This window comes from Phycisphaerae bacterium (assembly GCA_018003015.1).
GTDB lineage: Bacteria > Planctomycetota > Phycisphaerae > UBA1845 > PWPN01 > JAGNEZ01.
On the sequence record JAGNEZ010000030.1, the window covers coordinates 16,528 to 42,097 of the forward strand.

Consider the following 25,570-nt stretch of genomic DNA (forward strand, 5'->3'; position numbering starts at 1 on the left):
GCGTTTTAACCAACGACGTCCTCTACACCTCCCGCAACACATGCTCCGACAACTCGTACCGCCGGCCGAACCGCTCGGCGAGAACAGGACTGTGCGTCACCACCACCAGCATGGCGCTCTCCTCCCTGTGCAACTCCTGCAACAAGGCGCCGACGGCGTCGGCCGAGCGATGATCCAGGTTGCCGGTCGGTTCGTCCGCCAGCAGCAACAGCGGGCGATTGATCATCGCTCGGGCGATCGCTACCCGCTGCCGCTCGCCGCCGGACAGCTCGGCCGGCAGATGATCCAGTCGCCCGGCGAGACCCAATCGGTCTAGCAGCTGCCGGGCCCGAACCGTGGCATCGTCCCAAGCCGCGCCGGCCAGGGTCGGTATCAACACGTTTTCCAGCACCGTGCATTGCGGCAGTAGGTGATGATCCTGAAAGATGAAGCCGACGCTCCGATTGCGAAACGCCGCTAACTCGTCGGCCGGCAGCGAGAACGGATCGCAGCCCGCCAGAGTCACTCGTCCGTTGCTCGGCGGCTCCAACGTACCCAGAATATTCAACAGCGTGCTCTTCCCTGAACCAGATGGCCCCATGATCGCGATGGACTCGCCTGCCCTGAGGCCGAGACTGACGTCGCGAAGGACGACCAGCGGCCCGCAACCACTTGCATAGACCTTGCCCAGCGACTCGGCGCACAGGCTCGGCACCACTTCAGCGACGCGATTCGGACTGAATGCGTTCATACAAAGCCCACGTCTCCTTGGCCATGATCTCGTCGGTGAACGACTGCAGCACAGCCGCACGTCCCTGCTCGCCCAGCCGACGACGCAGCCCCACGTCATCCATCAGCCCGGCTAGCCCTTCGGCAACGGCATGCGGATCGTTCGGTTCGACCAGCAGACCTCCACCGGTTCGCTCCACCAGTTCGGGAAACGCCCCGTGCCGAGGCAGAACCACAGGTACCCCCTCCGCGAGAGCTTCCAGCACGTAGATGCCCTTCGGCTCGCGATAAACGGCCGGAACGCAAAACGCATCACACCCGCGCAGCAGCCCTTGTTTGCCCATACGGTCCACTTCACCCAGATACGAGAACGCGCCGACTACTCCACCCGCCGTCAGATCACGACGGACTCGCTCCAGGTACGGCCGATCCCGCTCTCCAAGGTACCCCGCGGCGACCAGTCGAACATCCCGCCCGGCTCGAACGAGTTCGGCCATGGCCGCCGCCACAAGGTGCAGTCCCTTGTCTTCGCAAATGCGGGCCATGTAGCCAACCGTGAACGCCTCGCCTACCGGGTCCGAACGCGGGCCGTCACCGTCAACATGCACGCCTAAACGCACTACATGCATGCGATCGGCCGGAATACCGAACCGCTCCCGGCAGTATCCAGCATAGTAATCGCTGACCGACACAAAGCCGGCCACATGCCGGCCCTCGCGGCGAATCAACTCCACCGTCCGGCTTCGCCACGGCTCCGTCAGCCGGTCGATGAACAGGTCCTCACCAGTCAGTGTGCAGACCGTCGGTATCCCTAACGCTTCGCGAATCGGCCGCGCAACCTGAACAAACAGGGCGTTCGGGATATTCACAACGTCCGGTCGTACTTCACCCAGCCAGGCAATCAGCTTGCGGACTTCCCTGCCCGCGGGCCCATCCTCGCCCTCAAGACTCGACACCGTCAGCCGCCCCAGATCCTCCATCTCCCCGCGAGGCCCGCCTCGGGCTACCCTCTTCAGCAGCCACGGCGAATCAAGAAACCGATCGATAAACCGCGGCATGCGGCGAAAAACCGGCGAACGATGCTGCAGATAGACATTGACCGCCCCGTATAGCACGCACGACTCGCTCACGTCCGGCTCGTCCGTGCGAATCGGCGTGTACAACGGCACAAGCAGTATGTCGCGCCCCTCAGCCCGCAGGGCCGCCACCAGCGTGTTGTCACGCATGCAGCTGCCGCAGTACATCCCCGCAGCACCGGCGGTCAGGTACACGACTCTCATCAAAGGGGATTCTAACCGTCCGCCATCTCAATTTCAGCGATGACCTCGGCCGGAGATAGATCGTCACCAAACAAAAGTCGACAGAACGCCCGGTGATACTTGCCGGCCGTCGTGATCGATGCGCCCAGCAGATCCCGAAATTGACGGTGAGTGAGTGCACCGTCACTCAACGGCATCGCCACTCGAAAGTGCATGTCACCAGTGGACATGTCGAAGTCAAAACAACCCAGCGTCAGACCGTGGTTGGCTCTTGCTACGGCCTCCGCCATCTGGACCCGTCGAGGCTCCGGCGTGACCACCGGCACGCCCACCATGACCGCCAGAATGGCCGGATCCTGTCGAGCCGCAATGATGACCGGGAAAACACCACTCTCGCCACGGAAATTCGTGTCAATGGCCGGGGAATCGCTGCGAACGTGGCACCGCACGCCGTCCTCGTTCAAAAACACACAGACCTGATCGATGATCTCTCGCGCCTTCTCCATGGCCAAGCCCGCTCCGTCCACTCCTCGGGCACCACCCGTCTTCATACCCCGGGAACCGGCTCGCACAGGAGCCGCATGTCTCACAACGGTCCCGGACGCCGCCCGTGAGGCCGAAACCCGTCTCCCTTGCTCCCTGGCCGCCGAGCCACCTCGCTCCACACCCCTCCGACGCTGCCAAGCCCTCACCAATGCTACGCACCACCAGGAGACCAGCCCACCAAGGACGACAAGTACTGTGCTCATCAACAGTTATCATAACATAAACAGACCCCTGTGCCCACCCGGCACCCCACCGCCCGCGTTCGGATATCGGGACAGGTCCGTTTATTTCGAGCCCGGACAACGGTACACCGTTTATTTCGGCCCGGACTTGCTGATCGCACTGCTTCTCCGGGTCCGGGACGGGACAAGTGTTATGAGTATCGAGGACGATCCCTGCGGTCCGCCTCCCAGCTCTTTGAAATCCCGATAGCCTCCCCCGCCCGGGAGGGCACGCTCATGGTCGCTGACTGCTGTCCGCCGTCCGCCGACCCTTCAATTGCCTTCGTTTGGCGCTCTGATATCTTGACTGCCGACCGCCGACCGCTCAATTGGCTTCGTTTGGCGCTTGAGGTCTCTAGGAATCGAGAGCAGAAACCTCCCTGGCGGTGCCAAAAACGCGGTTCCTGCGTCCGGCCAATGGCTTCGTTTGGCTGGAGAACGTGCGCGATACTTGACCACCGGTCCGGCCCCGCAGACCCGTTCCCAGAGCGAACGACACTCTCCAACAAGCCCCCGCCGCCCGTCTCGGCTCGGACCAAACGCCAATCCTCAGGATAGAGATCAGTGTTGACTCAGGGCCGTTCGTGCTCGGGCTGCGTTCTCGCTTTCCGGAGCCTGCTCGCAGATGCGGTGCCACATCGCCTTCGCCCGGTCAATCATGCCCATGTTCTCCAGGGCGATGGCCAGGTTCTCGCGGAAATCGAGATTCTGCGGATTGCCGCTCACTGCGTGAGTGAAATGCTCCACCGCCAGATCGAATTGCTGACGGCCGGCAAACAGCGTCCCCAGCCGATAGTGCAGGTCCACATAACGCGGATTGAACTCCAGAGCCTGCTGCAGCGTCTCAATCGCATCATCGGTGCGACCGGTTTCGTGCAGGGCCAGGCCCAACTTGATCAGCGCCTTCGCATAGGACGGATTGATCTCCACCGCATGCTGGAAGTGGATGATGGCTTCGTCGATCCAGCCACGATGACGAAGCAACAGGCCCAGCCGGTAGTGCACGTCCGGGTGGTTGGGGTGGAGCTCCGCCACTTGACGGTGCCGTTCGATCTGCTGGTCGACCAGATCGTCCAGCCGATCGTCGGTGGCTCCGGCGACGTCGGGCGGTGCAGTCTCCAGGTGCCGGCTGGCTTCCTGCTGAACACCGCACTTGAGCTGGATCCGGGCAATCTCGGTGTAGAGCAGCGTGCTGTTCGGCTCAATGCTCGAGGCCAGATCAATGCTCGCCAGGGCTTCCGACTCACGCCCCGCCTCAAACTGGGCAACGCCCAAACCGACGTAAGCGGTGAGCAGCCGATCATTGATCTCAATGGCTCGCGCAAACCAGGTGGCCGACTCTACATACTGGCCGGCCCGCAGATAGTGCGTGCCGATCTTGACCATCGCCTCGAGATACCCCGGGTGAAGCTGGATCGCCTTCATGTAGTACTGCAGGGCCGCCTGATCATTGCCCACCCGCGTGTAAAGATCGCCCAGCTTCAGGTACTGGTCCGGCGCCTCCGGGTGCTTGTGAAGCTGCACGTGAAGCTGCTCGATGGCCTCGCGGAGCAGGCCGGCTTGCTCGTACGTGTCCGCCAGGTCGGTGCGGGCCTGCCAGTTGTCCGGCTCAATGGTCAGAGCGTTCTCGAAAGCCTGAATGGCGGCGTCGGGGTCTTGGTTCCGCAGGTACAGATTGGCCAACGTCAGGTGCAGATCGACGTCGCCGGGATCGTCGGTGAGAAGCTCCTCGTATTGATCGATGGCATCATCCATGCGATTCTGCCGCAAGTGGATGGCGGCCAGCCGCTCGCGCGCGTTCCGCAGGCCCGGGCAGGTTCTCAAAGATTCTCGATAGTAGCTCTCGGCCTGACCAGTGTGGCCCAGCCGCTCGGCACAATACCCAAGGGCGAACTGGATGGCCGGGTCCTTGTCGTCCAGGGCGACCGCGACGCCCAGCTGCTCGTAGGCCTCGGTCAGCAGCCCGATCGACTCGAGACAGCAGGCCGCCGCGATCCGGGCCAGCGTCGATGTGGGGTCCAGCCGGGCGGCCTCGAGAAACGCGTCCCGGGCTCGGCCCAGATCGCCCGTCTGCAGGTAGTGAAATCCTAGCTCGCGATGCAGGTCCGCTCGGCCCGGTTCCGCCGCCACCAGACGGTTCAGGGTCTCCAAATCCCGCACCTCGGTCTGCTGCATCTGTTCCTGGAAGGCGTCGGATAGGCGGCTGATCCAGCCCCGACCCAGAGTTTCCAGCAAGTAGGACATTCTTCCCCCTTTACGCAGGCAGCGAGGCAAGTGCTTCCTTGGCCGTTCGATAGTTCCGATTCAGACTCAACGCCCGCTCAAACGCCAGCCGGGCTCGCCCCGTCTGGCCGCCGGTCTGGTACAGCCGCCCGATCAGGCAATGGACGTCCGGATAGTCCGCTCCCTTCTCGATCGCCTGCTCGAGCCGCTCGATGCCCATCGCCCATTGGTCGGTCTGGCTGTAAAGCTCCGCCAGCTGAATGAGGGCGCTGACGTAGCCGGGATTGATCTCGACCGCCTGCTCGGTGTGCTGGATGGCGTCCACCCGGCGACCGAGCCGCCGGTACACCGCTCCACAGTGGAAATGGAGGTCAGCGTATTCCGGATGGTTCTCCAGGGCCCGCTCCAACGTCGCCGCCAACGTCGAAAAGACCTCCTCGTCAACCTCGCTCTCCGGCAGGGCCAGGAACGCGGAGACGAAGTCCGGCTCACTCGCCAGCAGCTCGCTCAGCCGATCAATCTCGCCTGGCTCCGCAGCCCCCGGATGGGCAGGCAGCCGCCAGGCGATCCGCTCTCGACGACCGCCGATCACCTCACCCTGCCCCAGCACGCTCAACTGGAAAGCAATGCGGGCATTCCACGGATCCAGCGCGTGAGCCTGCTCGAGGTACTCCAGGGCCCGGTCGGACCGACCAGTCACCGCACAGATCTGGGCCAGACGCTCGTACGCCCCGGCGTGGGTCGGCTCGCAGGCAATGGTCATCTCAAAGCACCGTTCGGCTTCCGCAAACTCGTCCTCCGCAGCAAGCATGATCCCGAGCTGGTACTGAAGCTCCGCATGGTCCGGCTGCCGGGCAATGCCCTCCCGAATCGTGCTCATGGCTCCGAGTGGACTGCCCTGCTTGTATTGGGCAAGGGCCAGCCGGATCCGCAACCCGGCATTCCCCCGATCCTGCCCCAGCATCGACTCGAGTTCACGAACCGCCATGTCGTAACGCCCGTCGGCGACGTAGCAGTTCACCAGGAACCTCGCGATCCCGCCGCCATTGGAGTTGACCCCTGCAGCATTCTGGAAGTGCTTGGTGGCATCCTGGTACTTCTGCGTCTCGAACAGACGCACGCCCAGGTGGTAGTGAGCCTGACCCAGGTAGAACCGCGACAACAGACCCTGGGGGCTGCTGTTCATCGTCACCAGCGGCGTCAACAGCTCAATGGCCTTCTCGTACCGGCCGGCATTGTACGCGGACATGCCCAGCCGATATTGTTCCCGCTTGCTCATGCGATCCTCGCTTCACCAGACCGGCCCTTCCGTGGACCGTCAACCCGGAGGCCCAAGTCGCCTTGCCCACGGCCATGGGTGAACACAGACGGTGACTCCATCGCTTCTATCGGTCAGTGGAAAGCACCTGATAAGGTCAGGACCAGGCCAGATGCCCGAGAATCACGTGGGACCGATAACCTCGCGCTGGGCATACCAGGCGCGCAGCAGGTTCACCCACGGCAGGAACTCCGGCCGGGGAGCCGGGGCCGGTTGGTCCACCCGGCGCAACTGAACGTCCTGCCCGGCAATCAGACGCTGGGTCTGGGCATCCTCCCTCGGGAGCAGGACAACCTGCATCCTTCGGCCAGGGGCATACTTGAGGCCGGCCGATACGTCGATCCCCCGGCGAACACCAGGCTTCAGACACAGGACCGCCCACTCGAGCAGACGCAACGGCTCCCGCACGCCCGCCAGAACCAGCCGCCGCCCGGACTGAAGAGCATCCGCCATGCTCCAGATCCACTCCGCCTCCGTCTGCGAGGCGGGCGGGCGGAAACCCCCGCAGCCTTTGCCCCAACTGGGCTTCATGACCGGAAGGACAAGTCGCTCCACGCGGGGAATCACCTTGAGGATCGGCCCGTGCCGGGAGATGAGCTCGGCCAGCAGGGCGTGAATACGCACCGGATTGTGCTGGAAAGCGGTCAAGTCCGCAGCCGTCAGCAGGACCATGTGGGTATAAACCCGCTGGCCACCCCGTCCCGTATGCTCCCGCCCGGCATGACTGCAGCAAGCCACGCAGTACCGCCCGCTGGCCATCGCGTAAGCCAGCATACCCACAGCGTGGGGACCGGAGTCGCAGAGACTGTCGTGGGAAGGCGATCGCTGGGTGATCTCGACCCTCTCGTCAGGCCGCAACCCCGGACTGATCGCGATCAGCCGGTATCCCTCACCCATCTGCGAGTGAACCGACGTGAACACCGCCTGATCGCACTCGATCACGTCCGGAAGCGACCGATCGGCGAGTCCGCCGGTCGGTGCCGGCTCGGCCTGGACCGCAAGGGTGACCGCGGGACCGGGCAGCGGCGGCTCAGCAACTACAACTGGTCGGTCACCCATTGAAACGGCTCCAGTACACCCTGAAGGGCAGTGTGCAACGGGATCGGCGTGACGTAGTCCTCGCCGGGAGCAGTCGCGTAACCCAGCGAACCGACCACGCTGGTGGCGAAGAACTCGACATTCGAGAACCGGTTCTCGCACAGGTTCCAGAGCCGATTCAGGTTGGCCTGGGCGAACCGCCTCGGGTGGTCAAAACACTCCGGACAGTGATCCGCCTTGCAGAGCACGATCGCCGTGGGGGTCTGCACCCGCTCATCGCGCTTGGCCTGGTGCATCGAGTCGATGTAGCTCAGCATCTTGACCGCGAAGAAGTCGGGCTGTGTCGAGCCGTTGGCAGCCATGGCCGCGTCCACCAGGAGGAGCGTGCCTGCCGACAGCTTGAGCAGGCTGCGGATGACCTTGAAGGTGTTGGGCGTCGAAACCTCGGCCGCCAGGGACTCGCCGGCCATGTCCGGCATCAGCAAGTCAATCCACTTGGGGGCCGGCTTCCGCTGATAGATCTGGTAGTACGCCCAATACCAGCTGTTGGCTTCCATCGCGGTCTTGGGCGGAAAGGTCCGCCGGGCCATGTGGCTGATGACATTCTGCTGCAGGTCCACGGAGTAGGCGCCTTTGGGAATGGCCTCGTAGTCCGCGGCCCGCTGGGTGAGCATGTCCAGGAGGAACCCAAGGTAGACCGTCTTGCCGACGTTGCTCTCGCCGAGAATGGTGACAATCTGCGGATCACGTTCCTGGGCGGCCACGTCGTGGACGATGGCCAGCGGAGCCTGGCAGTCACAGCACACCATGGCCCCCACGAGGTTTCGCGCCCCACAGATCAGGCAGCTGCTGTCCACCGCCGCTTCGGCGTAGGTCGTCATTGCGGGCTCCTTTCGGCGTCGGCGGCATCGCTCGGGGTGAGATCCAGCACGCAGCGGAAGCCGACGTTATGAGCTCGGGTCAGACTGGCCAGGCCGGTCCGGAAGGTGCTGGTGGCCTGGGCCGGGAAGTACGTGTCAAATGCTCCACCGCGAACCTCCTTGAGAAGCATGTCTCCGACCACTGTCCTGGCGAGTTCGTCGATCGCGGTGAAGTCGAAGGAGGTCCACTCCCACACGTTGCCGATGAGCTGGTGCACGCCGTTGGGGGCGGCGCCGGACTCGTATTCGGTCACCGGGACGGTGTGCCCGATGTTCGAGGCCCAGATGTTACATCGGCTGATGTCCAGGGCATCGCCCCACGGATACCGGCGAAGTACGTGAGCGGAACTGCGGATCCGCCAGCTGGCGGCCATCTGCCATTCTGCCCCTGTGGGCAGGCGGTAACCGGCCCATTTCGCGTAAGCCGCGGCCTCGTAGTAGGATACCCCCACGACGGGGTGATCGCTGATCAGCTTGTTGTGTCGGCCTTCCCGCCAGAAACGCGGACCCGTATGCCCGGTCTGGTCCTTCAGATCGATCAGGTGCGGCCAGATGTCCTGGGGCCACAGATCGAGATCCTCATACCCGCCGTTGTCCAGGAACTTCTGGAACTGCCCGTTCGTGACGCAAGTTCGAGCCAGGAGAAAGGCATCGGTCTCGATGTCCAGCTCGGGCAGACCCGGAGCATCTACGATCGTCTGGCTCAGGGATACAAAACCCTCCGGAACCAGGGCGAAGTGGGCATCGATCTCCTCGATCGCCGCCTGGAATGCCGACTCGATCAGCGGGTGGTCCACCCACTGCTGACGGTTACGCACAACGTGGCCGTAACGCTCCAGCTGGATGTGCCGCTGAAGCGGGTCCTTCTCCAGAACCAGCGGCTCGGCAGGTTCGTAGGGTTCGGGTCTCCGGGCCGCCTTCTTGGCGACAGTTCGTGCCCGCTGGGTGGCGGGGTCCGGCGGTCTACGGCTGAATAGTCTCAGGGCCATGGTCATTTCCCTCGGGTCAGTTCCCGGTTTTCCGCATCCTCACACCCCGATCGCCCGTCGCTTGGCATCCCTGCAGAGTTTCTGGAATCGCTCCAGGGCCGACTGGGCTTTCTGCTCCTCGGTCGGCACGCCCGGCAGGCCGTGATCGGCCTGCGCCGGAGCGCCTCCGCCTGTATCGGTCACGCCGTAGCGAGGCAGCAGATCGTTCTTCTGCTCGGTCACCTTGGACAACTCGCCCTGAAGGTCACGCTGCAGAGCCGCTAGGCTTTCCTGGGCAGCGTTGAGTTCCTGCATCCGGGTGTCCCAGTCCTTGCGGATCTGGCTCAGCTCCTCGTGCTGCTTGGAGAGGAACGCCTCGCGCTCGTTCAGCGTTGCAGTCAGCTCCTCGAGCGAGGCCTGCCGCTTACGCAGCGATTCCTCGTCCTGAGCCAGCGCCTTTCTCTGGGCTTCCAGCGAAGCCTGCAGGGCGGCCACTTCGCCACGCTCCTCCTCCAGTTGGGCTTCGCTGGCGGACAACGTCCCCTTCTTGGATTCCCACTCCGACCGCTCCGCTTCGAGCTGGCTGGCGGCCTTGGCGACGGCTTCCTGGTCGGTCTTGAGTCGAGTCCGCTCCTGCTCGACCGCGGCCAGTTCGCGCTCCAGCGTCTCGCGAGCGGCCTGCAACTCGGTCTCCTGCCTGGCCAGCGCCGCCTGACGGGCGGTCAGTTCCTGCTCGTTCAATTCGAGTTTCTGTTGCCGCGATTCGAACTGCTCGCAGAGGAGGGTTTCCTGCTGGCAGAGCGAGTCCCGTTCGGCTATGAGCTTCTCGCGATACTCCTCGAGTGCCGACCGGCAGGACTCCAGGGCATCCGCCCTGGCGCTCAGCAGTTCGCGCATCGACTGCATCGCCGAGACCACTTCCTGCCCAAGTGACTGGATGTGCTCGATATCCACTGTTGCGGCCGGCACTTCCTGGACTGACACGGATTCCGTCTTCTTCTGACTCATTTGCCTTACCTGCCCCTCGAGAACCACGATTTCCTCTCCTGTGCCGGTGCCTTGGTGCTTGCCTTGTTGGTCTGGTATTCGGCCAGCAACTCCTTCACGCTCTTCTTGCTGGGTGCGAGCCGCCGCATCACCTTGATCGCCTTAGCCGTTTCCGGATCCAGCGATGCCAGCAGTTGCTCATCTTCAGTGGGAGGCGGTGCTGGCGGCGGCGGTTTGACTTCCACGTTGACCGTGCCGGTGAACTTGACCGGCGCGACGTTCGGCTTGACGACTTCGGGGGACGCCAGCCGATGAATGGTGGATTCACCGGCTTGCGACTTAACGTCTGGCTGGTTGGCTGACGGCTCGACAGCGGCCAGTTTCGTGGCCGAAAGCCCCTCCGCGGGTGGTTTCGTCTCAGCGGGCACCTTGGCTTCGGTCCCGGGGCTGGCGGTGGTCGGCAGCTCGAGAGTCACCGGCTCTTCACCTGCGGGCTCATCCTCGGCAACGGTGGCCGGGGCGAGCACACGGGCCGTGAGCGAGGCCAGCAACCGCTGGGCGTCGAGCATCGCTTCCGTCCAGACGGCCAGCTTCGCGTCCACATCGGTGAGCGCACGCGTAATCTGACCATCGTCCACTGGCACGGAGATCACATGCATGTCCACTGTCGCCTCGGCCATCGCGTTCCACCTGACTCTGGCCTTTCAGTCCCCTCGGGTCGGCGGCGTCAATTCACCGCCGCTCCGTCCTTGCGGACCAGTCAACATGGGTAATATACGTTTCATCTTCGGCATTTGTCGGGACTTGGTGAGATTGCCTTTAAGGTCCGATAGAAGCCCGTGTTCTCACGCCACCAGGTCGGCATTCGCCCTCGATCGGCGGGACAGTGTCTTCCGGCGATCGGGTCAAGCCGGGATTGCCAGCCTATACTTCCGGGGTGCGATAGAGGACTTGACCCTTGGCTTTGATCTCGACATCCACCAGGTACCGGCGGATGGCCGCGGGGTCCGGGGCGATGCCCAGGCCGGGGCTTTGGGGAAGGTGAATCTGCCCATTGTGGTCCGGTAACAGGGCGGCGGCGGTGAGCTCGCGTGCCAGAGGCTTGGGCTCGACGGGGTACTCGCAGAGCTGATGTCTTTGGAGTCCGGCGAAAGGTTGCAGAGAAGCGGACAGGGCCAGATGGGTGGTGAAGGTGTGGTTCACGAACACCACGCCGCGGGCGTCGGCGTAGTCGGCCACCAGCTTGGCCGGGGTGATGCCACCGATCCGGCCGGTATCGATCTGGACGAAGCCCAGGCCGGCCAGGTCCAGCATGTTCTTAGCCATGTAGTCGTTGTGGGCTCCTTCGCCACCCGCGAGGCGCACAGGATCGCTCTGGCGGGCGAGGCGTGCATAGGCTCCCAGCGCCCCGCAGACAAAGGGTTCTTCGAGCCAGGTGGCCCGGCATTCACGCAGGGCCGGGAGCCGTAGCAGGGCCTCTTCGACTCGATCGATCCAGACCGTGCCTGCGTCCACCAGCAAGATGCGATCTGGTCCCAGCCCCTCCCTGGCCGCATGGAGTTGATCCTCGTCGTCCCTCAGGTTGCCGGTTCCGAACGGCCCCCAGCCGAACTTGACCGCAGCATAACCTCGGGCGGCGTACTCCCGGGCCTTGTTGAGCGTGGCCTGGGCGTTGTTGGCGAACAGAGCGGAGGCGTAAGGCGTTTTCGGATAGGCCCGAGGATAGCCCAGCAGCTCGTAGACCGGCCGGCCGGTCTTCTTGCCCAGCAGATCCCACATGGCGATATCGATGCCGGACAGGGTGTGGTCCGCCTGGAGCAGATCGAAGCTGTTTCGCCTGACTCGCTCGCCGATGCGCTGGATGTCGGCGGCGCTTTCCAGCCGCTGACCGAGCACTGAATCGCACACCGGCTTGCACGCGCTGTGCGACATGGGGCAGATCCAGCTGGCGATCGAGACCAGGGGTGCCGCCTCGCATTCTCCCCAGCCTTCGAAGCCCCCGGCCCGCAGTCGGACCAGCAGGGCGTCCTGGCTGCCGTCGCCGATGTCCAGGATCTCGGGCATGGACAGGTAGAACCAATCGACCGCTTCGATCTTCATCGGGAGATCCTCGCTGCGGCGCGGTCAGGGGTAGACTCGTCCCATGAGCCGCGGGAACGCGATCGTCTCGCGGATGTGCTTGAGACCGCAGATCCAGGCCACCGTGCGTTCAACGCCCAGGCCGAAGCCGCCGTGCGGCACGCTGCCATAGCGCCGTAAATCCAGATACCACTCGTAGGGTTCGGTGGCCATCTTCTCCTCGGCCATACGGGCGAGCAGGGCGTCCAGATCATCCTCGCGCTGGGAGCCGCCGATGATCTCGCCGTAGCCGTCCGGGGCGAGGAGGTCGAAGTTGCGCACCACGCGCGGATCGTCGTGGTCGCGCTTCATGTAGAACGCCTTGCACTCCCGTGGGTAGTGGGTCACGAACACCGGCCGGTCGTGCAGGCGGGAGATGATGGTCTCATCGCTGCCGCCCAGGTCCTTGCCCCACTCGAAGTTGGCTGCCAGTTCCATGTGATGCGGGATGTTCTTGACCTGCTCTTCCAGGTCGGCCAGCTCTTCCCGTTGCCCCAGGATCTCCTGGGCCAGCGTTTCCTGGCGGTGCTTCTTGATGCCGGGGCCGGCGCGTTCCTTCTCCTTGTCTTCGACGGACTTGTGCAGCTCGGTGATGCGGGCCTGACCGGCGGCGAGGTCCCCGTTAAGCAGCTCCCTGGCCTTGGGCCCGCGGAGGATGTCGGCCGCCTGGCTGTAGGTGAGGCGATAGAACGGCTTGACGATGTGCTCCAGGCCAGCGACATCGCGGCAGAGGAACTCCAGGTCCGGCCGGTTGTCGCGAAGCGTGCGTTGGACGACGGAGACAATGAAGTCCTCAGCCACATCGAGCAGCTCTTCGAGCCGGGCCCAGGCGATTTCCGGTTCGACCATCCAGAATTCGGTCAGGTGTCGGCGGGTCTTGGACTTCTCCGCCCGGAAGGTCGGTCCGAAGCAGTACACTTTGCCGTAGGCCAGGGCGGCGCTTTCCAGGTAGAGCTGGCCAGTCTGGGCGAGGTACATCGGCTCGCCGAAGTAGTCGACCTCGAAGAGTGTTTGGGCACCTTCACCGGCCGATGGCGCGAAGATGGGCGTGTCCACGAGCATGAAGCCGTGGTCGTTGAAGAATCGCCGTATGGCGTCGATGACAGTATGGCGTATTCTCATGATGGCTGTCGGCCGGCGCGAGCGGAACCACAGATGGCGGTGCTTGAACAGGAACTCGGGACCGTGCGCCTTGGGTGTGATCGGGTAGTCGACGGTGGCGTGGACGACCTCGATATCGGATACGTGGAGCTCGTAGCCGCCTGGGGCCCGTTCCTCGCGCTGGACTTGGCCGGTCACTCGCAGGCTCGACTCCTGGGTTAGGCGTGCGGCGCGGTCGAAGACTTCGGGCGGCGCGGCGTCCTTTCCGACGACGCACTGACAGAGTCCGCTCCCATCGCGAACGACGAGGAACACGACCTTGCTGGTTACCCGGGCGTTGTAGACCCAGCCTGCCAGGGTGGCGGTTCGGCCCTCATGCTTGCCCAATTCGTTGATTGTCGCGATGGGACTCGTTTGATTCATTTCTGTGACATCCTCGTGAGAAGCCGGATTTCCGTGCCGGGGATCATATTCGAGCGGGCGAGCGGGCGAAAGGCCGGCAGGCGGTGCTTGCGTCAGTGGCGCCGTCGGGCTAGAATGCGGGCTGTTTGTGGCCGGAAGGCGCCTCTCCGGGGCGCAGGGTCTTCAAGGCCATGGATAGCCCTTGCTTGGGTCAGCGGGGTATCTGCGGACGGGGTGTTGGGGTGCGCACTGAGGTGTCGCTGTCCGGCCGACTCACTGAACCTGCCCCGGTTGGCGTTTGGATGTTTCCCATTTGTGAAGCACGATGGCTTGCTCCCAGCGTACGTTGGCTGAAGGTGGAAGCTCCGCGAGTGGCGGCGCGTCATAGGCCGGGTCATTTTGTCATTGTCCGGGTGGTCGAGAACGGGGAGCGGATTCCGTTGACGATCGCCGACTCCGATCGCGGAGCGGGAACGATCACGCTCGTGGTTCAGGTGGTGGGTGCGACCACTGAACGGCTGTCTTCCTTGGAGGCCGGGGAGGCGGTCCTGGACGTCGTCGGACCGCTGGGACGGCCCACGGAGATCGAGCGTTTTGGCCATGTGGTTCTGGTCGGCGGGGGGGTGGGGACGGCGGTGATCTACCCGCAGGCCGCCGGTCTGAAAGCTCACGGCAATCGCGTATCTGCGGTGATCGGCGGGCGGAGCAAGCCCTACGTCATCATGGAAGATGGACTTCGGGCGATCTGTGATGCGGTCTATCCCTGTACGGACGATGGGAGCTACGGTTTCCACGGATTCGTGACCGTGAAGTTGAAAGAACTGATCGATGATCCGTCGGACCCGGTCGACGCGGTGTTGACCGCCGGCCCGGTCCCGATGATGAGGGCCGTCGCCAACGTCACCCGGGAGAAGAAGATCCGGACGATCGCATCGCTCAATCCTATCATGGTGGATGGGACGGGGATGTGCGGCGGGTGCCGGGTGATGGTCGGCGGGCAGATGAAGTTCGCCTGTGTCGACGGGCCCGAGTTCGACGCTCACCGGGTTGATTTCGGGGAGCTGGCTGACCGGCTGACCGCCTATCGAGGCCATGAGAAGGCCCTGTGGGAGCGGCTCCGAGCCGAGGCGAAAGACCACCCGTGTAATCTGGCCAAGGCGGAGAAGGCGTTGAAGTCCTGAGAGGGCTGATGGCGGACCATTTCACGAGCATCGCCCAGCGCGGCTGATCGCTCGCCATGTTCCCTTGTCGAGTGCTCCTTGCTTGAGGCTGATGACAACTACCATGACTCCTGCCGAACGAATGAAGATCCCCCGGCAGTCCATGCCGGAACAGCCCGCGGAAGTTCGAGCCCACAACTTCCAGGAGGTCAACTGTGGTCTGGCCCTTGAGGTGGCGCGTCTGGAGGCTGAGCGCTGCCTTCGCTGCAAGGACGCCAAATGCGTGACCGGATGCCCGGTGGGCGTGAACATCCCGGGTTTTCTTGACGCGGTGGGCGAGGGCGACCTGAACAAGGCGGCCGACATCCTCTACTCGGCCAACGTGCTTCCGGGCATCACCGGGCGGGTCTGTCCGCAGGAGCGGCAGTGCGAATCGCAGTGCATTCGGACTAGAAAAAGCACCTCCGCCGCGGTCGGTTACCTGGAGCGGTTTGTCGCCGACTGGGCTCGGGAGCACCGGCCGGACCAGTATGTGGCTCCTCCCCCGACGGGCAAGCGGGTGGCGGTGGTGGGCGGCGGGCCCGCAGGGCTGACCTGCGCGGGAGAGTTGGCCAAGAAGGGCCATGCGGTGACTGTTTTCGAGGCCCTGCACAAGCCGGGCGGGGTTTTGGTATACGGTATTCCCGAGTTCCGGTTGCCCAAGCGCATTGTCGAGATCGAGATCGACAAGCTCCGCAAGCTTGGTGTCGAGATCGTGTGCAACGTGGTCATCGGCCAGACGTACACGATTCGTGAACTGCTCGACGAGGAGGGCTTCGACGCGATCTTCATCGCCAACGGGGCGGGCTTGCCTGTGTTTCAGGGCATCGCCGGGGAGCATCTCAAGGGGGTCTACTCGGCCAACGAATACCTGACCCGAGTGAATCTCATGGGAGCGTTTCGTTTCCCCGAGAATGACACCCCGGTGGTTCGTTCGACCCAGGTTGTCGTGGTAGGCGGCGGCAACACCGCCATGGACGCGGTTCGCACCGCTCGGAGACTGGGTGCCGATCCGGCCACCCTGGTCTATCGTCGCTCGCGCGAGGAAATGCCGGCGCGGGGGGAGGAGGTCAAGCACGCGGAGGAGGAGGGCGTCAAGATTGACGTCCTGGTGAATCCCATCCAGATCCTGGGTACGGACGACGGCTGGGTGCGCGGAGTGCGTTGTGTTCGGATGGCCCTGGGCGAACCGGACTCCTCTGGACGCCGCACGCCGGTGGAGATCCCGGGCTCCGAATTCGAGATTCCCTGTCAAGTGTTTATCGAGGCGATCGGCACGCGGGCAAACCCGCTGCTGACCCAGACCACACCGGAACTGAAGGTCAACCGCAAGGGCTACCTCGAGACTGACGAGAACAGCATGACGAGCATTCCCGGCGTTTTTGCGGGGGGGGACATCGTCCGCGGTTCGGCGACCGTCATCCTGGCCATGGGCGACGGCAAGCGATCGGCGGCGGCCATCGATCGATATCTGCAGGCGGGCAAGTGATCGCGCTTGTCCGAAGCGAGGTTGACCGCGGCCGCGCGATTCACGACCCGGCTGGCGGTTTTGACAACCGCGTGGTCATCGCCCGGTCATGGGGACTGGCGGTTGGGTCAACGCGGAGAAGCGGATTCAGGTGCATTCGCCGCCGCGGAAGGAATCGCCTCGATCGTGTGACGCAATTCCTGGACAGCCCGGAGGGCGTGCTCATTGAAGGGGATGTCGCCTGAGTCGAGAGGGTGGATCTCGACTCAGGAACCCCAGGATACGTTGGGGTATAACCGCGAAGCGGACGTCAGGCGCGTGGCCTCACGGTCTTGGTTGTTGGGCTGACGAATCGACCACGTTCTGATAAGCCGCGATCGTGCGGGTGTACTCGTACCGAACCGCAGCCAGGTCTTCCTTCTGGGCCGCGGTTCGCAGCCCCTCAAGCGATTCGCGGAAGTCGCGGATGGCGGCGCGTCTTGGGTCTCTCTGGCTTTCGGCCACGGACATCAGCCGTGTGTCGCTGTCCCAGTTCCGGGTCTGCTCGGCCAGGTCGGCGGCTTTCTCCGCGAGCATGCGCAGGTGGCGGGCCTGATCCTCCTGGATCGGCTTGCGGACTGCGCGATAGCGTGGGGCGGTGGCCGCGTGGTAGAAATGGCTCAGTTCCGGCAGCGGGATCGCATTCCCCGCCTCGAAGGAGGTGGCCACGTTCTTGGTTCCCTGGTCGCCGGTTGACTGGCACCCCGCGAAGAGCGACCCCGCCCCGACGCCAAGGAGAACAACGATGCCCTGCGTCATCTTCCTCATTTCACGGTTCTCCGCCTGCCGAGCCCGATTATCGGTCGTGTCGAGCAGCCTGGGCAGCCATCGTTCCCTCAGGGTGAACGCTGGGTTCAGTCAATCGTAGGCCGGTCCCGCGCGCGAGTCAAAAACCGGCTTTGCACGATGATCCTCGGAAGGCGGCGTGTTTACGGCTTACGGGGTCTCATTCCCCGACCTGCGGGCTATTGAGGAGATCACCGATCCATGTGGGGAAGGGCATGGCCGTCTTCAGAGAATCGCCGACCGAGTAGCTGACGAAGTCCATCATTCCGATGGTCGCCGCGTCCTTGATGTCGGTCATGCAGGAACTCAAGGTCACCCCAGGTACCAGCATTGCCAGTAGAGGTAGCCACTTGCACCATCTTCGCATACGAACCTCCCGAGAGTCATCGCGATGAAGACGTGTCTTCATCAGCCATTTGCTGCTCAGAACGCTGCCTGGAACCGGACGCCCGCGACGAAAGCATCCCGGGCCTCGTGCCGGCCACCAGGATTGAGGATCCACTGGAAATCCGGAGAGATCGTGAGCCATCCGGTCACTTTGAGGGCGTAGTAGAGTTCCAGGGCCGTTTCTCGTCCTGGGTCGTCGCCCTGCAGTTTGAGACGATCGCTGAGAATGCCCTGGGCCACTCCGAATCCGACCACGTCCTCATCACGAGTGGGGATAAGGCCCAAATACTGGCTGCCGATGCTCCAGAAGTGGTTAAGCTCGTTGACGTCGCCAGGAGCGTAGCCGTACCGGAAGAACAGGCCAAGGCCCTGGTGATCGTCGTCTTCTCCAGGTTTCTCCTTGAACACCATTTGGTCGAGGCTGGTATAGAAGCCGGTATCGTCGCTCTTGTGGGGGACGGTCAGCCGCCGGCCGTCAAGATCATCGAAGAACTTTGCCTTGGGCTGAGGATCGTACCACAGACCGACGCGATAGCCTCCCGGGAGCACGCCCCAGGGGGTCTTAAAGGTCGGGGTGAAGCCGGCCTCGAAGAGGCTGGTGAAGTTGTCCTCCTCGTGAAAGGCAGTGTGTAAACCGGTCTCTCGCCAGTCTGCCTGGGCATCTGCGATTCCTGCCCCGAAGTAGAACCACTCACCGGGTGCCACTATGACTTGCGCGCCCAGGGAGCCGAGGGCCTCGCCCGGGAATGGGAGATTGAACGTGTTGATCAGTCCCCCGTTCAGGAACTGGCTCGTCTCGTCGTTGGCGTAGGCGTTGGTGTCGAAGTCGACGGAGAGGTTGATCTTGCCGACTCGGACGCGGACTTGCTTGTCCAGGAGCGACTGCTCGTACCACATCTCGAGCACGTCGATGGCTTCGTCGCCGGTGGCGTCGCCGTTGACCCCGAAGTAGTCTCCGGGATGACCGTGGCCGCTTACCCCGTCATCCCAGCTTCCCTGGGTGTAAATGTACAGCGTGCCGCCCTGGAGGAGTCTCATCGCCTCGAGGTCGAACGTGGTCTCGAGGTCGACACTGCCGCTGAAGCGGTCGGCGCCGCGGGTGCGAAGGCCGCCGTGGGCATTGCCCTGGTAGATTGAGGTCAGACCCAGGCTGAAAGTCAGCCCGCGTTCCTCCAGCCGCGTTCTGGCTCCGCCCCAGTTGCCAATCAGACGCTCGGCCGTCAGCAGACTGTACGGTTCATCCTCTCCGGAAGGCTGCGTTTCCGCTGGTTGGGTGGTTGCGGATGGCGTGATCCGCGTTGTCGGGGGGATTTCGGTTGTTTCCGCCGCTCCAGGTGTGGCCAGAAGCCAAGGTACCCACCAGTATGTTGACCATCTCACACTGCGTTCTCCCTGGCGAGTCGTGGATACCGCTCGCAGGCCGCGAAGCGTAAGCGTTCGCGGCCACACGATGGCCATGTCTACCATCGCTCACAGAGGATTATCGGAAGTTGACTCCTGGGCCCGCACAGAAGTTCGGGGGGGGCCGCTGATGCACGCCACTGACGCGTCGGCGGGGATGACGGTTTTACGTCCGAGACAGGTTTTCGCCTAGTCGTTCCCCGGTGTGGTCAGCTGTTGAGATTCATCGAAACACGGACGGAGCGGGCGAATAAGCCGAATTCTGTTGTCCAGCTGCGGTTGCCCGTGGCCGGACGGCGGTCATTCATCTTGGCGGCCTGTTGCCAGGTCGCTCTTGCGCCCTACCCGCAGCTCAGGCGAGGCGGGCCACCTCTTGCTGCTTATTTGGGCTTGCTGGCGGTGGGGTTTGCCCTGCCGTCACCGTCACCGGTGGCGCGGTGCGCTCTTACCGCACCATTTCACCCTTACCGTGGGCATGCCGCGTGGGGCTTTGGCTGGGGTCACCGCCCGAGGAGCCTGAATGGCCGAATGCATGATCAGGCGTTCCCATGCGTTCACCGAAGCCTTGCGCGGCATGCCGACGGCGGTGTCGTTTCTGTGGCACTATCCCGCGGATCGCTCCGGGTCGCCGTTAGCGACCACCGTGCCCTGCCCAGTTCGGACTTTCCTCCCGGTCGGCGTTTTGAACGTCGACCGAGCGACCGCCTCGCCCGCTCCGTCTGCTGAGGATTATATCCTCGTTGGGGGGGAAGCCCCATGTCTTCGATCGGGTTCGCCGTAGGGTTTGGGTTATCGCGGGAGCCGGGAGACTTGGGGGGGAAGCCGTCAAGCTGGTACGAGGGATCGGGTGGCCATGGTGGCCGCCTGTCGCGAGTCGAGGCAGACGACGCGGTTGCGGCCGTGGTTTTTGGCATCGTAGAGGCACTGGTCGGCCCGTTTCAGGATCTCGCGGGGGGTGAGGCCCGGGTCGTCCGGATTCATGTGGGCGACTCCCAGGCTGGCCGTGATGGGGACGAAATGTCCTTTGCAGGGAATGCGCAGCTTGGCGATGGTCAGGCGGAGATCTTCGGCCAAGGCTCGCAGTTGACGTGCCGAGAGTCCACGGACGATGAGTACGAACTCTTCGCCGCCGTACCGGCCGGGGTATTGCTGGTCCGTTGCCACCTGTCTGAGCACCCCGCCGATCATTGTGAGGGCCTCGTCGCCGGTCTGGTGGCCGAAGGTGTCGTTGAGCTTCTTGAATCGATCGAGATCGAGGATGATCACTCCGATCGATTCCCGAGCGGTACAGGCCCGCGTGCACTCCTCCTCCAGCCGTTCATCGAGTGCCGCTCGATTGGCGATCCCGGTGAGGACGTCGGTGGAGGCTTTTTCGACCAGCTGGCGGTTCTGAGCGTTGAGTTCCTTGACCTTTCTCTGGGCCTCCTGCTCGCGGTGGGCCGCTTGCACTCGTTCGAGTTCCGCGGCCATGGACAGTTGGGCCAGGCGGTTGAGTGCCGCCTTCTGGATCTCCTGGTAGCCTACGCTCCGCTCGATTTCGAGATCGAACAGCTGGGCGGTGGATCGTACGTGCTGGTCGATTTCGTCGAGGATGGCGTCGAGATCCGGAAGGCTCATCTCGATCCCGTCCGTGACCTGCCTCTTGGCAAGTCTGATCTGGTTGACCGGATTGCTGCTCAGCAGGGCGTCGGTGAGGATCGAAGCTGCTCGGAGCAGGCGGCTCGAACTGGGGCCACTGTTCGTTTCGGCGGCAGGAGCGTCGACCGGTGAATGGTGGCTGGATACGGCGATAGAGAGGCTTTCCGGCAGGCCCCACTGATTGAGCAGGGTGGTGGTCAGTTCCTCGTGCGAGACGCCTAGCACGGCCTTTTCGACATCGGGCAGTGACTGCCGGGTGTTGCGGTGTCTGCGATCCGCTTCGAGATACAGGTCCGCGGCGCAGTGCACGGCGGCGAGGATGCCGATGTCGGCGAGGAGCCCGCCCACGAGGCATTCTTCGGCCATGGAGCGGTCGGTCCGCTCGGCCAGGAGCCGGGCGAGGACAGCCATGGTAAGGGAACGTCGCCAGTAGGTCGCGTAGTCAAACGCCTCGCATCGTTCCCGTCTCCAGATGTCCACGAGGGAGAAGCTCAGCACGATGACCTTGACCGACCTCAGGCCCAGGATCACCATTGCTTGCTGGACAGAGGCGATCCTGCGAGACATTCCGAAGAGGGAGGAATTGACCACTCGGAGGAGTTTGCTGGTCAGGGCGGGGTCCTGTTGCACGATGCGGGCGAGATCCAGGATCGAGAAGTCGTCGTTTTGGGTCAACTGCAGGACCTGGAGGGCTACGGTCGGCAGGGAAGGCAGGTTGTCCGCCTGTTGTATTCGTTCTAAGAGGGTATCCGCCATCAGCAGACTGTTCCTACGCCGGTTCCTGTCAGGATGTTCCTTCACTCTGGAATCGGCAGGTCAAGGGCTCGGGTTCAGATGCATCTTCGCTGTATCTTTTGCCCGGCGCTGCGTTTTTTTTCGGGCCGGGCAGGTTATCGGTCGTATGGAGAGCGGCGGGAAGGCCGATATAATGGCCGCGGGCCGAGGCTCCGGCGGGGTTGCCGGGGTATGGCGGCCGTTGACCCGCGCTCTGGAGGACAGCCTTGAGCGAGCAGACCGAACCGACCCTGCCGCCCTCGAAGATTCTGGTTGTGGACGACAACGCCCAGAATCTCGAGTTGCTGATGGCGTATCTGGAAGGTCTTCCGAACGTGACCGTGATCCCAGCCTCGAATGGGATCGAGGCCATGATCAAGGTTGGCCGGGACCTGCCCGACCTGATCTTGCTGGATGTCATGATGCCGAAGATGTCGGGCTTTGAAGTCTGCCGGCAGATCAAGAGCGATCCGGCGACGCGTGACATGCCGGTGATCATGGTGACCGCCTTGAACGAGATGGGTGACCACGAGCGGGCCAGGGATTGCGGTACCGACGAGTTTCTGACCAAGCCGGTGGATCGGACCGAGCTGGTGGCCAGGGTTCGCAGCCTTCTGAGCGTGCGGCATTTGAAGCGGCAGATGGAAGGAGACTGAGGGCAAATCACCATGGATGAGCCCAGAAGGTTGACGTTGGCGCGTGGTGTGCACACTGGCGCGGGCGCGGGACTCATGGTCTTGATGTCCGTTTCTCTTGCGTTTGCCCAAGGCAGTCAGCCTGGTGTTGGGGCGTCACCCGCTTCCCGGGTGTCGGGCGATCCGGTCGCGGAAGCCAAGCGCCTCGTTGACCGGCCGGATGTCCGGGTCAGCGTTCTCGAGAACGGGCTCACCGTTATTCTGAGAATCCATCGTTGTGCCCCGGTGGTTTCCGTCCGCATGTGTTGCAGAACCGGCAGCCTTTACGAACAGGAATACCTGGGCAGCGGGATGAGTCATCTGTTTGAGCACCTGTTACACGGGGCGGCGACCGCCACTCGAGGCGAGGCGGACTGCGCCCGGATTCTCAACGAGATCGGCGGTAACAGCAACGCTTACACCAGCCTGCAGGAAACGGCCTACTTCATCAACGCCGGAAGGCAGCATCTGCCGGCGGCGATCGAGCTGCTGGCCGACTGGATTACCCGGCCGACCTTTCCACAGGCGTCGTTCGAGCGGGAGTGGGGTGTTGTCCAGCGAGAGCTGGATCGCGACACGGACGATGTCGAGACTCAGCTCCACTACATGACCATGGAGACACTCTACCCCGGGCATCCGGCCCGCTATCCGGTGATCGGGTATCGGCCGGTCGTTCGGTTGCTGAAGAAGGAGGACATCATCGGCTACTACCGCCGGATGTACGTTCCGGACCACATTGTGGTCTGTATCGCCGGCGATCTCGATCTGGACGTGGCTTTGGCGATAGTTCAGCGGCAGTTCGCCGACTTCGCTCGGAGGCGCGTGCCGAGCATCGTGCTCCCAGACGTACCCCCGATGACCTCGCCGAGGAGTGCCGCCAAGCGGATGAAGGTTCAGGCGGCCATGGTTCGGTTCGCGTGGCCTTCAATCTCGCTTCTTCAGCCTGATCTGCACGCCCTGGATGTGCTGAGCTTCGTGCTGGCCGAAGGGGAGAGCTCCCGGCTGTTGCGAGCGATTCGCGATCGCGGACTGGCCTACACCATCGAGAGCGACAGCTGGACGCCGAGCTGGGGCAGGGGGGTATTCGCGATAACTCTGCGCCTTGATCCGTCGAGGATCGAGGAAGCCAGCGCGGCTCTGATGGAGCAGCTCGAGGCGATTCGCCGCGACCTGATCACCCCGGACGAACTGAACCAGGCCAAGAGGCAGAAAGCCGCCGAGCATGTTCTGGGCAGCCAGACGGCTGAGGATGTTGGCGCCATGATAGCCCAGGACTACATGGCGACCGGCGACATTGACTTCAGCAGTTCCTACGTCATCCAGATCCAGAAGGTCACAGCCGAGGAGATTCGCGAGGTGGCCCGCAGGTACCTCGTGCCTCGGCGGCAGGCGACGATCAGCATTTTGCCGGAGGGTTTCCAGCCCAGGACGAAGGAGGTCGCCGCGGTCCCCGGTCCCGAGCCGGTTCGGAAGGTGATCCTGCCCAACGGCCTGCGTTGTCTGATCCGGCGTGATCCGACCACCCCCCTGGTGGCGATCCAGTCGTTTTCGCTGGGCGGCGTGCTCTTCGAGGACGCCAGCACCAACGGGCTGAGCCAGTTGGCCGCTCAGCTCGCTCTACGTGGCACGGAGAAGCGGACTGCCGAGGAGATTGCCCGGTTTTTCGACGCCCGGGGCGGTGCGATCGCCACCGTTTCGGGCAGCAACACGATTTCCTTCATGGCCCAGGTGCTCAAGCAGGATTTTCCGGAGGCGATCGAAGTGTTCGCGGATGTGGTCTGCCGCCCGAGCTACCCCGCCCAGGAGCTGGGGGTGCTGCGCCCTCGTCTGCTAGACCAGATTGCCCGGGTCAATGAAGACTGGCGATCGGAGCTGATGGCCTATTTCGACGGGCGGATGTTCAAGAACAGCCCGTATCGGCTCCATCCTTTGGGCTCGATGCCGGTGGTGACCAAGGTCACGCGGGAGGACGTGGCCGCCTTCCACCGCAGCCATGTGATCGGGCCGAACACGGTGGTGGCGGTTTTCGGCGACGTGGATGTTGGGCAGGCGGAGGCTCTTCTGCAGACGCATTTCGCCGGGCTGCCTTCGGGTCAGCAGCCGATCCCGGCGGTCCCCGAGGAACCGCGGCTGGACAAGCCCGCTCTGTACATCAAGCAGAAGCCGGCGACGCGTGATGCGGCCGGCATTCAGATCGGTTACCCGGGCGTGAGACTCACGGATGTCGACGATGCGGTATCGATGACGGTGCTGGACACCATTGTGAGCGGCTACAGCTTTCCGAGCGGGTGGTTGTTCGATTCGCTTCGCGGGGGGGACCGCAGCCTGGTGTACGAAGTGCATGCGATGAACCGGCCGGGTTTGCTGCCCGGCGTATTCCTGGTCTATGCGGCCTGTCAGCCGACGCGGGTCACTGAGGTGTACCGGATCGTCAGCCAGCAATTGGATCGCGCTCGGGCGGGCGAGTTCACCGCCGAGGAGCTCAGCCGGGCCAAGGCGGTCATGACCACGACCGAGATGATGGAGACTCAGACCAGCAGTGCCCGGGCGACGCAGGCGGCGCTGGATGAGTTGTACGGCCTGGGTTTCGACTATCACGACCACTTAGCCGAACGGCTCGGGAAGGTCACCCTGGACGACGTCAAGGCGGCGGCCCGGAATTACCTTTCCTCGCCGCCGGTGATCGTAGTCGTCACCCCGGCTCCGGAGGAGGTTCGCCTGGGCTTCGAGCCGCAGGCCGTCGATCGCGATCAGGCGGTGGAGCAGCCGGGCGGGAAGGGTGCCGAATGAGCAAGGACTACCAGGCGCTGCCGCTGGCCGAGTTCATCGCCGACACGGCGCTGAAGTCGCCGACGCCGGGGGGTGGCAGCGTTGCAGCCGTCGTGGGGGCGATGGCGGCCGCGCTGGGGCACATGGCCTTGGTTTACACGGCGGGGAAGCCCGCCTACGCCGCCCACGAGGAATGTCTTCGGCGGACCTTGGCCGAGCTCCACCGGTCGTCCGGGGATTTCATGCGGCTGATGCAGGAGGACATGGCGGCCTACGAGGAGTACGCTGCGGCGCGGAAGTCCGGCGACCCGGATCGGCAGAGAGTCGCGCTGGATCGAGCCACCGCCGTACCCATGGAGATGATCACTCTGGCCGACGCCGTGGGGGCCAACCTGGACGAGGTAAAGGCTTGTACGAACCCGCAGCTCTTCAGTGACCTTCAGGCCGCGGCCATCCTGATCGCGGCGGCGGCGCGGGCGGCGGCCACGAGTGCAGTGGTCAATCTGAAGATGCTCCCCGATCGCAAGGAGGCCGAGCGACTGGACGATCGGCTGAGCCTCATGCTCGCACGGCTGAGCCGGCATTGCGACGCGGTGACACACTATCAGGCCGCGCCCTAGCAGGCG

Annotated in this window: 22 protein-coding genes and 1 other RNA gene; 6 read left to right on the forward strand and 17 right to left on the reverse strand. The window is 63.7% G+C overall.

The window, feature by feature from the left end; genetic code table 11:
- Nucleotides 1–22 precede the first annotated feature (22 nt).
- The 12 genes from KA354_14055 to KA354_14110 all read right to left on the reverse strand — a co-directional run bounded on the left by KA354_14055 (nucleotide 23) and on the right by KA354_14110 (nucleotide 13,830).
- Nucleotides 23–730, reverse strand: coding sequence for an ABC transporter ATP-binding protein (locus KA354_14055; protein ID MBP7935767.1), 708 nt, complete (start codon nucleotides 728–730; stop codon nucleotides 23–25).
- The gene (locus tag KA354_14060) at nucleotides 699–1,988 is read right to left on the reverse strand and encodes a glycosyltransferase family 4 protein (GenBank protein MBP7935768.1); all 1,290 of its coding nucleotides are present in this window, start codon (nucleotides 1,986–1,988) and stop codon (nucleotides 699–701) included. The genes KA354_14055 and KA354_14060 overlap by 32 nt, the downstream gene beginning before the upstream one ends.
- Before the next feature lie 11 nt (nucleotides 1,989–1,999).
- Complete coding sequence (locus tag KA354_14065) at nucleotides 2,000–2,473, reverse strand: YbjN domain-containing protein (protein MBP7935769.1); 474 nt, start codon at nucleotides 2,471–2,473, stop codon at nucleotides 2,000–2,002.
- A gap of 822 nt (nucleotides 2,474–3,295) precedes the next feature.
- The gene (locus KA354_14070) at nucleotides 3,296–4,978 is read right to left on the reverse strand and encodes a tetratricopeptide repeat protein (protein MBP7935770.1); all 1,683 of its coding nucleotides are present in this window, start codon (nucleotides 4,976–4,978) and stop codon (nucleotides 3,296–3,298) included.
- Between the two features lie 10 nt (nucleotides 4,979–4,988).
- Nucleotides 4,989–6,236, reverse strand: coding sequence for a tetratricopeptide repeat protein (locus KA354_14075; GenBank protein ID MBP7935771.1), 1,248 nt, complete (start codon nucleotides 6,234–6,236; stop codon nucleotides 4,989–4,991).
- A gap of 162 nt (nucleotides 6,237–6,398) precedes the next feature.
- A complete protein-coding gene (locus KA354_14080) occupies nucleotides 6,399–7,334 on the reverse strand; it encodes a hypothetical protein (protein ID MBP7935772.1) in 936 nt (311 codons plus the stop codon).
- On the reverse strand, nucleotides 7,313–8,194 hold the full coding sequence (locus KA354_14085) for a hypothetical protein (GenBank protein MBP7935773.1): 882 nt from the start codon (nucleotides 8,192–8,194) through the stop codon (nucleotides 7,313–7,315). The genes KA354_14080 and KA354_14085 overlap by 22 nt, the downstream gene beginning before the upstream one ends.
- Nucleotides 8,191–9,222, reverse strand: a complete 1,032-nt coding sequence (locus tag KA354_14090; protein MBP7935774.1) for an SUMF1/EgtB/PvdO family nonheme iron enzyme — start codon at nucleotides 9,220–9,222, stop codon at nucleotides 8,191–8,193. Before KA354_14090 ends, KA354_14085 begins: the two co-directional genes overlap by 4 nt.
- 39 nt (nucleotides 9,223–9,261) lie before the next feature.
- Nucleotides 9,262–10,209, reverse strand: a complete 948-nt coding sequence (locus KA354_14095) for a hypothetical protein (GenBank protein MBP7935775.1) — start codon at nucleotides 10,207–10,209, stop codon at nucleotides 9,262–9,264.
- A 5-nt stretch (nucleotides 10,210–10,214) separates the two neighbouring features.
- Nucleotides 10,215–10,868: a hypothetical protein gene (locus KA354_14100; protein MBP7935776.1), complete on the reverse strand. Its 654-nt coding sequence runs from the start codon at nucleotides 10,866–10,868 to the stop codon at nucleotides 10,215–10,217.
- Nucleotides 10,869–11,112: 244 nt separating this feature from the next.
- Nucleotides 11,113–12,288 carry a mandelate racemase/muconate lactonizing enzyme family protein gene (locus tag KA354_14105; GenBank protein ID MBP7935777.1) on the reverse strand — a complete coding sequence of 392 codons (1,176 nt, stop codon included), beginning with the start codon at nucleotides 12,286–12,288 and terminating at the stop codon, nucleotides 11,113–11,115.
- Between the two features lie 24 nt (nucleotides 12,289–12,312).
- Nucleotides 12,313–13,830 (reverse strand): asparagine--tRNA ligase, encoded by a 1,518-nt coding sequence (locus KA354_14110; protein MBP7935778.1) that lies wholly within the window; start codon nucleotides 13,828–13,830, stop codon nucleotides 12,313–12,315.
- A 281-nt stretch (nucleotides 13,831–14,111) separates the two neighbouring features.
- On the opposite strand from KA354_14110, the gene KA354_14115 reads away from it, so the two are divergent.
- From KA354_14115 to KA354_14125, 3 genes are all read left to right on the forward strand, one after another.
- On the forward strand, nucleotides 14,112–14,990 hold the full coding sequence (locus KA354_14115; GenBank protein MBP7935779.1) for a sulfide/dihydroorotate dehydrogenase-like FAD/NAD-binding protein: 879 nt from the start codon (nucleotides 14,112–14,114) through the stop codon (nucleotides 14,988–14,990).
- Nucleotides 14,991–15,081: 91 nt separating this feature from the next.
- On the forward strand, nucleotides 15,082–16,497 hold the full coding sequence (gene gltA, locus KA354_14120; GenBank protein MBP7935780.1) for an NADPH-dependent glutamate synthase: 1,416 nt from the start codon (nucleotides 15,082–15,084) through the stop codon (nucleotides 16,495–16,497).
- Nucleotides 16,494–16,721 carry a hypothetical protein gene (locus tag KA354_14125; protein ID MBP7935781.1) on the forward strand — a complete coding sequence of 76 codons (228 nt, stop codon included), beginning with the start codon at nucleotides 16,494–16,496 and terminating at the stop codon, nucleotides 16,719–16,721. The genes gltA and KA354_14125 overlap by 4 nt, the downstream gene beginning before the upstream one ends.
- Nucleotides 16,722–16,800: 79 nt before the next feature.
- Here KA354_14125 and KA354_14130 read toward each other — a convergent pair whose 3' ends face one another.
- The 5 genes from KA354_14130 to KA354_14150 all read right to left on the reverse strand — a co-directional run bounded on the left by KA354_14130 (nucleotide 16,801) and on the right by KA354_14150 (nucleotide 21,483).
- Nucleotides 16,801–17,283: a hypothetical protein gene (locus tag KA354_14130; protein MBP7935782.1), complete on the reverse strand. Its 483-nt coding sequence runs from the start codon at nucleotides 17,281–17,283 to the stop codon at nucleotides 16,801–16,803.
- A gap of 178 nt (nucleotides 17,284–17,461) precedes the next feature.
- On the reverse strand, nucleotides 17,462–17,668 hold the full coding sequence (locus KA354_14135) for a hypothetical protein (GenBank protein ID MBP7935783.1): 207 nt from the start codon (nucleotides 17,666–17,668) through the stop codon (nucleotides 17,462–17,464).
- A gap of 56 nt (nucleotides 17,669–17,724) precedes the next feature.
- Nucleotides 17,725–19,068 (reverse strand): carbohydrate porin, encoded by a 1,344-nt coding sequence (locus KA354_14140; protein MBP7935784.1) that lies wholly within the window; start codon nucleotides 19,066–19,068, stop codon nucleotides 17,725–17,727.
- Nucleotides 19,069–19,324: 256 nt separating this feature from the next.
- Nucleotides 19,325–19,806, reverse strand: an RNA gene (rnpB, locus tag KA354_14145) — RNase P RNA component class A.
- Between the two features lie 108 nt (nucleotides 19,807–19,914).
- Nucleotides 19,915–21,483 carry a GGDEF domain-containing protein gene (locus KA354_14150; protein MBP7935785.1) on the reverse strand — a complete coding sequence of 523 codons (1,569 nt, stop codon included), beginning with the start codon at nucleotides 21,481–21,483 and terminating at the stop codon, nucleotides 19,915–19,917.
- A 326-nt stretch (nucleotides 21,484–21,809) separates the two neighbouring features.
- On the opposite strand from KA354_14150, the gene KA354_14155 reads away from it, so the two are divergent.
- From KA354_14155 to KA354_14165, 3 genes are all read left to right on the forward strand, one after another.
- Complete coding sequence (locus KA354_14155; protein ID MBP7935786.1) at nucleotides 21,810–22,157, forward strand: response regulator; 348 nt, start codon at nucleotides 21,810–21,812, stop codon at nucleotides 22,155–22,157.
- A gap of 279 nt (nucleotides 22,158–22,436) precedes the next feature.
- Nucleotides 22,437–24,965, forward strand: coding sequence for an insulinase family protein (locus tag KA354_14160; GenBank protein MBP7935787.1), 2,529 nt, complete (start codon nucleotides 22,437–22,439; stop codon nucleotides 24,963–24,965).
- Entirely contained in the window at nucleotides 24,962–25,564 is a 603-nt protein-coding gene (locus KA354_14165) for a cyclodeaminase/cyclohydrolase family protein (GenBank protein MBP7935788.1), read from the forward strand. The genes KA354_14160 and KA354_14165 overlap by 4 nt, the downstream gene beginning before the upstream one ends.
- Nucleotides 25,565–25,570: the final 6 nt, after the last annotated feature.

Bases quoted from the DNA above. Each gene is read 5' to 3' on its own strand.
- KA354_14055 (MBP7935767.1), bottom strand. From the start codon at position 730: ATGAACGCATTCAGTCCGAATCGCGTCGCTGAAGTGGTGCCGAGCCTG.
- KA354_14060 (MBP7935768.1), bottom strand. From the start codon at position 1,988: ATGAGAGTCGTGTACCTGACCGCCGGTGCTGCGGGGATGTACTGCGGC.
- KA354_14065 (MBP7935769.1), bottom strand. From the start codon at position 2,473: ATGGAGAAGGCGCGAGAGATCATCGATCAGGTCTGTGTGTTTTTGAAC.
- KA354_14070 (MBP7935770.1), bottom strand. From the start codon at position 4,978: ATGTCCTACTTGCTGGAAACTCTGGGTCGGGGCTGGATCAGCCGCCTA.
- KA354_14075 (MBP7935771.1), bottom strand. From the start codon at position 6,236: ATGAGCAAGCGGGAACAATATCGGCTGGGCATGTCCGCGTACAATGCC.
- KA354_14080 (MBP7935772.1), bottom strand. From the start codon at position 7,334: ATGGGTGACCGACCAGTTGTAGTTGCTGAGCCGCCGCTGCCCGGTCCC.
- KA354_14085 (MBP7935773.1), bottom strand. From the start codon at position 8,194: ATGACGACCTACGCCGAAGCGGCGGTGGACAGCAGCTGCCTGATCTGT.
- KA354_14090 (MBP7935774.1), bottom strand. From the start codon at position 9,222: ATGGCCCTGAGACTATTCAGCCGTAGACCGCCGGACCCCGCCACCCAG.
- KA354_14095 (MBP7935775.1), bottom strand. From the start codon at position 10,209: ATGAGTCAGAAGAAGACGGAATCCGTGTCAGTCCAGGAAGTGCCGGCC.
- KA354_14100 (MBP7935776.1), bottom strand. From the start codon at position 10,868: ATGGCCGAGGCGACAGTGGACATGCATGTGATCTCCGTGCCAGTGGAC.
- KA354_14105 (MBP7935777.1), bottom strand. From the start codon at position 12,288: ATGAAGATCGAAGCGGTCGATTGGTTCTACCTGTCCATGCCCGAGATC.
- KA354_14110 (MBP7935778.1), bottom strand. From the start codon at position 13,830: ATGAATCAAACGAGTCCCATCGCGACAATCAACGAATTGGGCAAGCAT.
- KA354_14115 (MBP7935779.1), top strand. From the start codon at position 14,112: ATGTTTCCCATTTGTGAAGCACGATGGCTTGCTCCCAGCGTACGTTGG.
- gltA (MBP7935780.1), top strand. From the start codon at position 15,082: ATGACAACTACCATGACTCCTGCCGAACGAATGAAGATCCCCCGGCAG.
- KA354_14130 (MBP7935782.1), bottom strand. From the start codon at position 17,283: ATGAGGAAGATGACGCAGGGCATCGTTGTTCTCCTTGGCGTCGGGGCG.
- KA354_14135 (MBP7935783.1), bottom strand. From the start codon at position 17,668: ATGCGAAGATGGTGCAAGTGGCTACCTCTACTGGCAATGCTGGTACCT.
- KA354_14150 (MBP7935785.1), bottom strand. From the start codon at position 21,483: ATGGCGGATACCCTCTTAGAACGAATACAACAGGCGGACAACCTGCCT.
- KA354_14155 (MBP7935786.1), top strand. From the start codon at position 21,810: ATGGCGTATCTGGAAGGTCTTCCGAACGTGACCGTGATCCCAGCCTCG.
- KA354_14160 (MBP7935787.1), top strand. From the start codon at position 22,437: ATGTGTTGCAGAACCGGCAGCCTTTACGAACAGGAATACCTGGGCAGC.
- KA354_14165 (MBP7935788.1), top strand. From the start codon at position 24,962: ATGAGCAAGGACTACCAGGCGCTGCCGCTGGCCGAGTTCATCGCCGAC.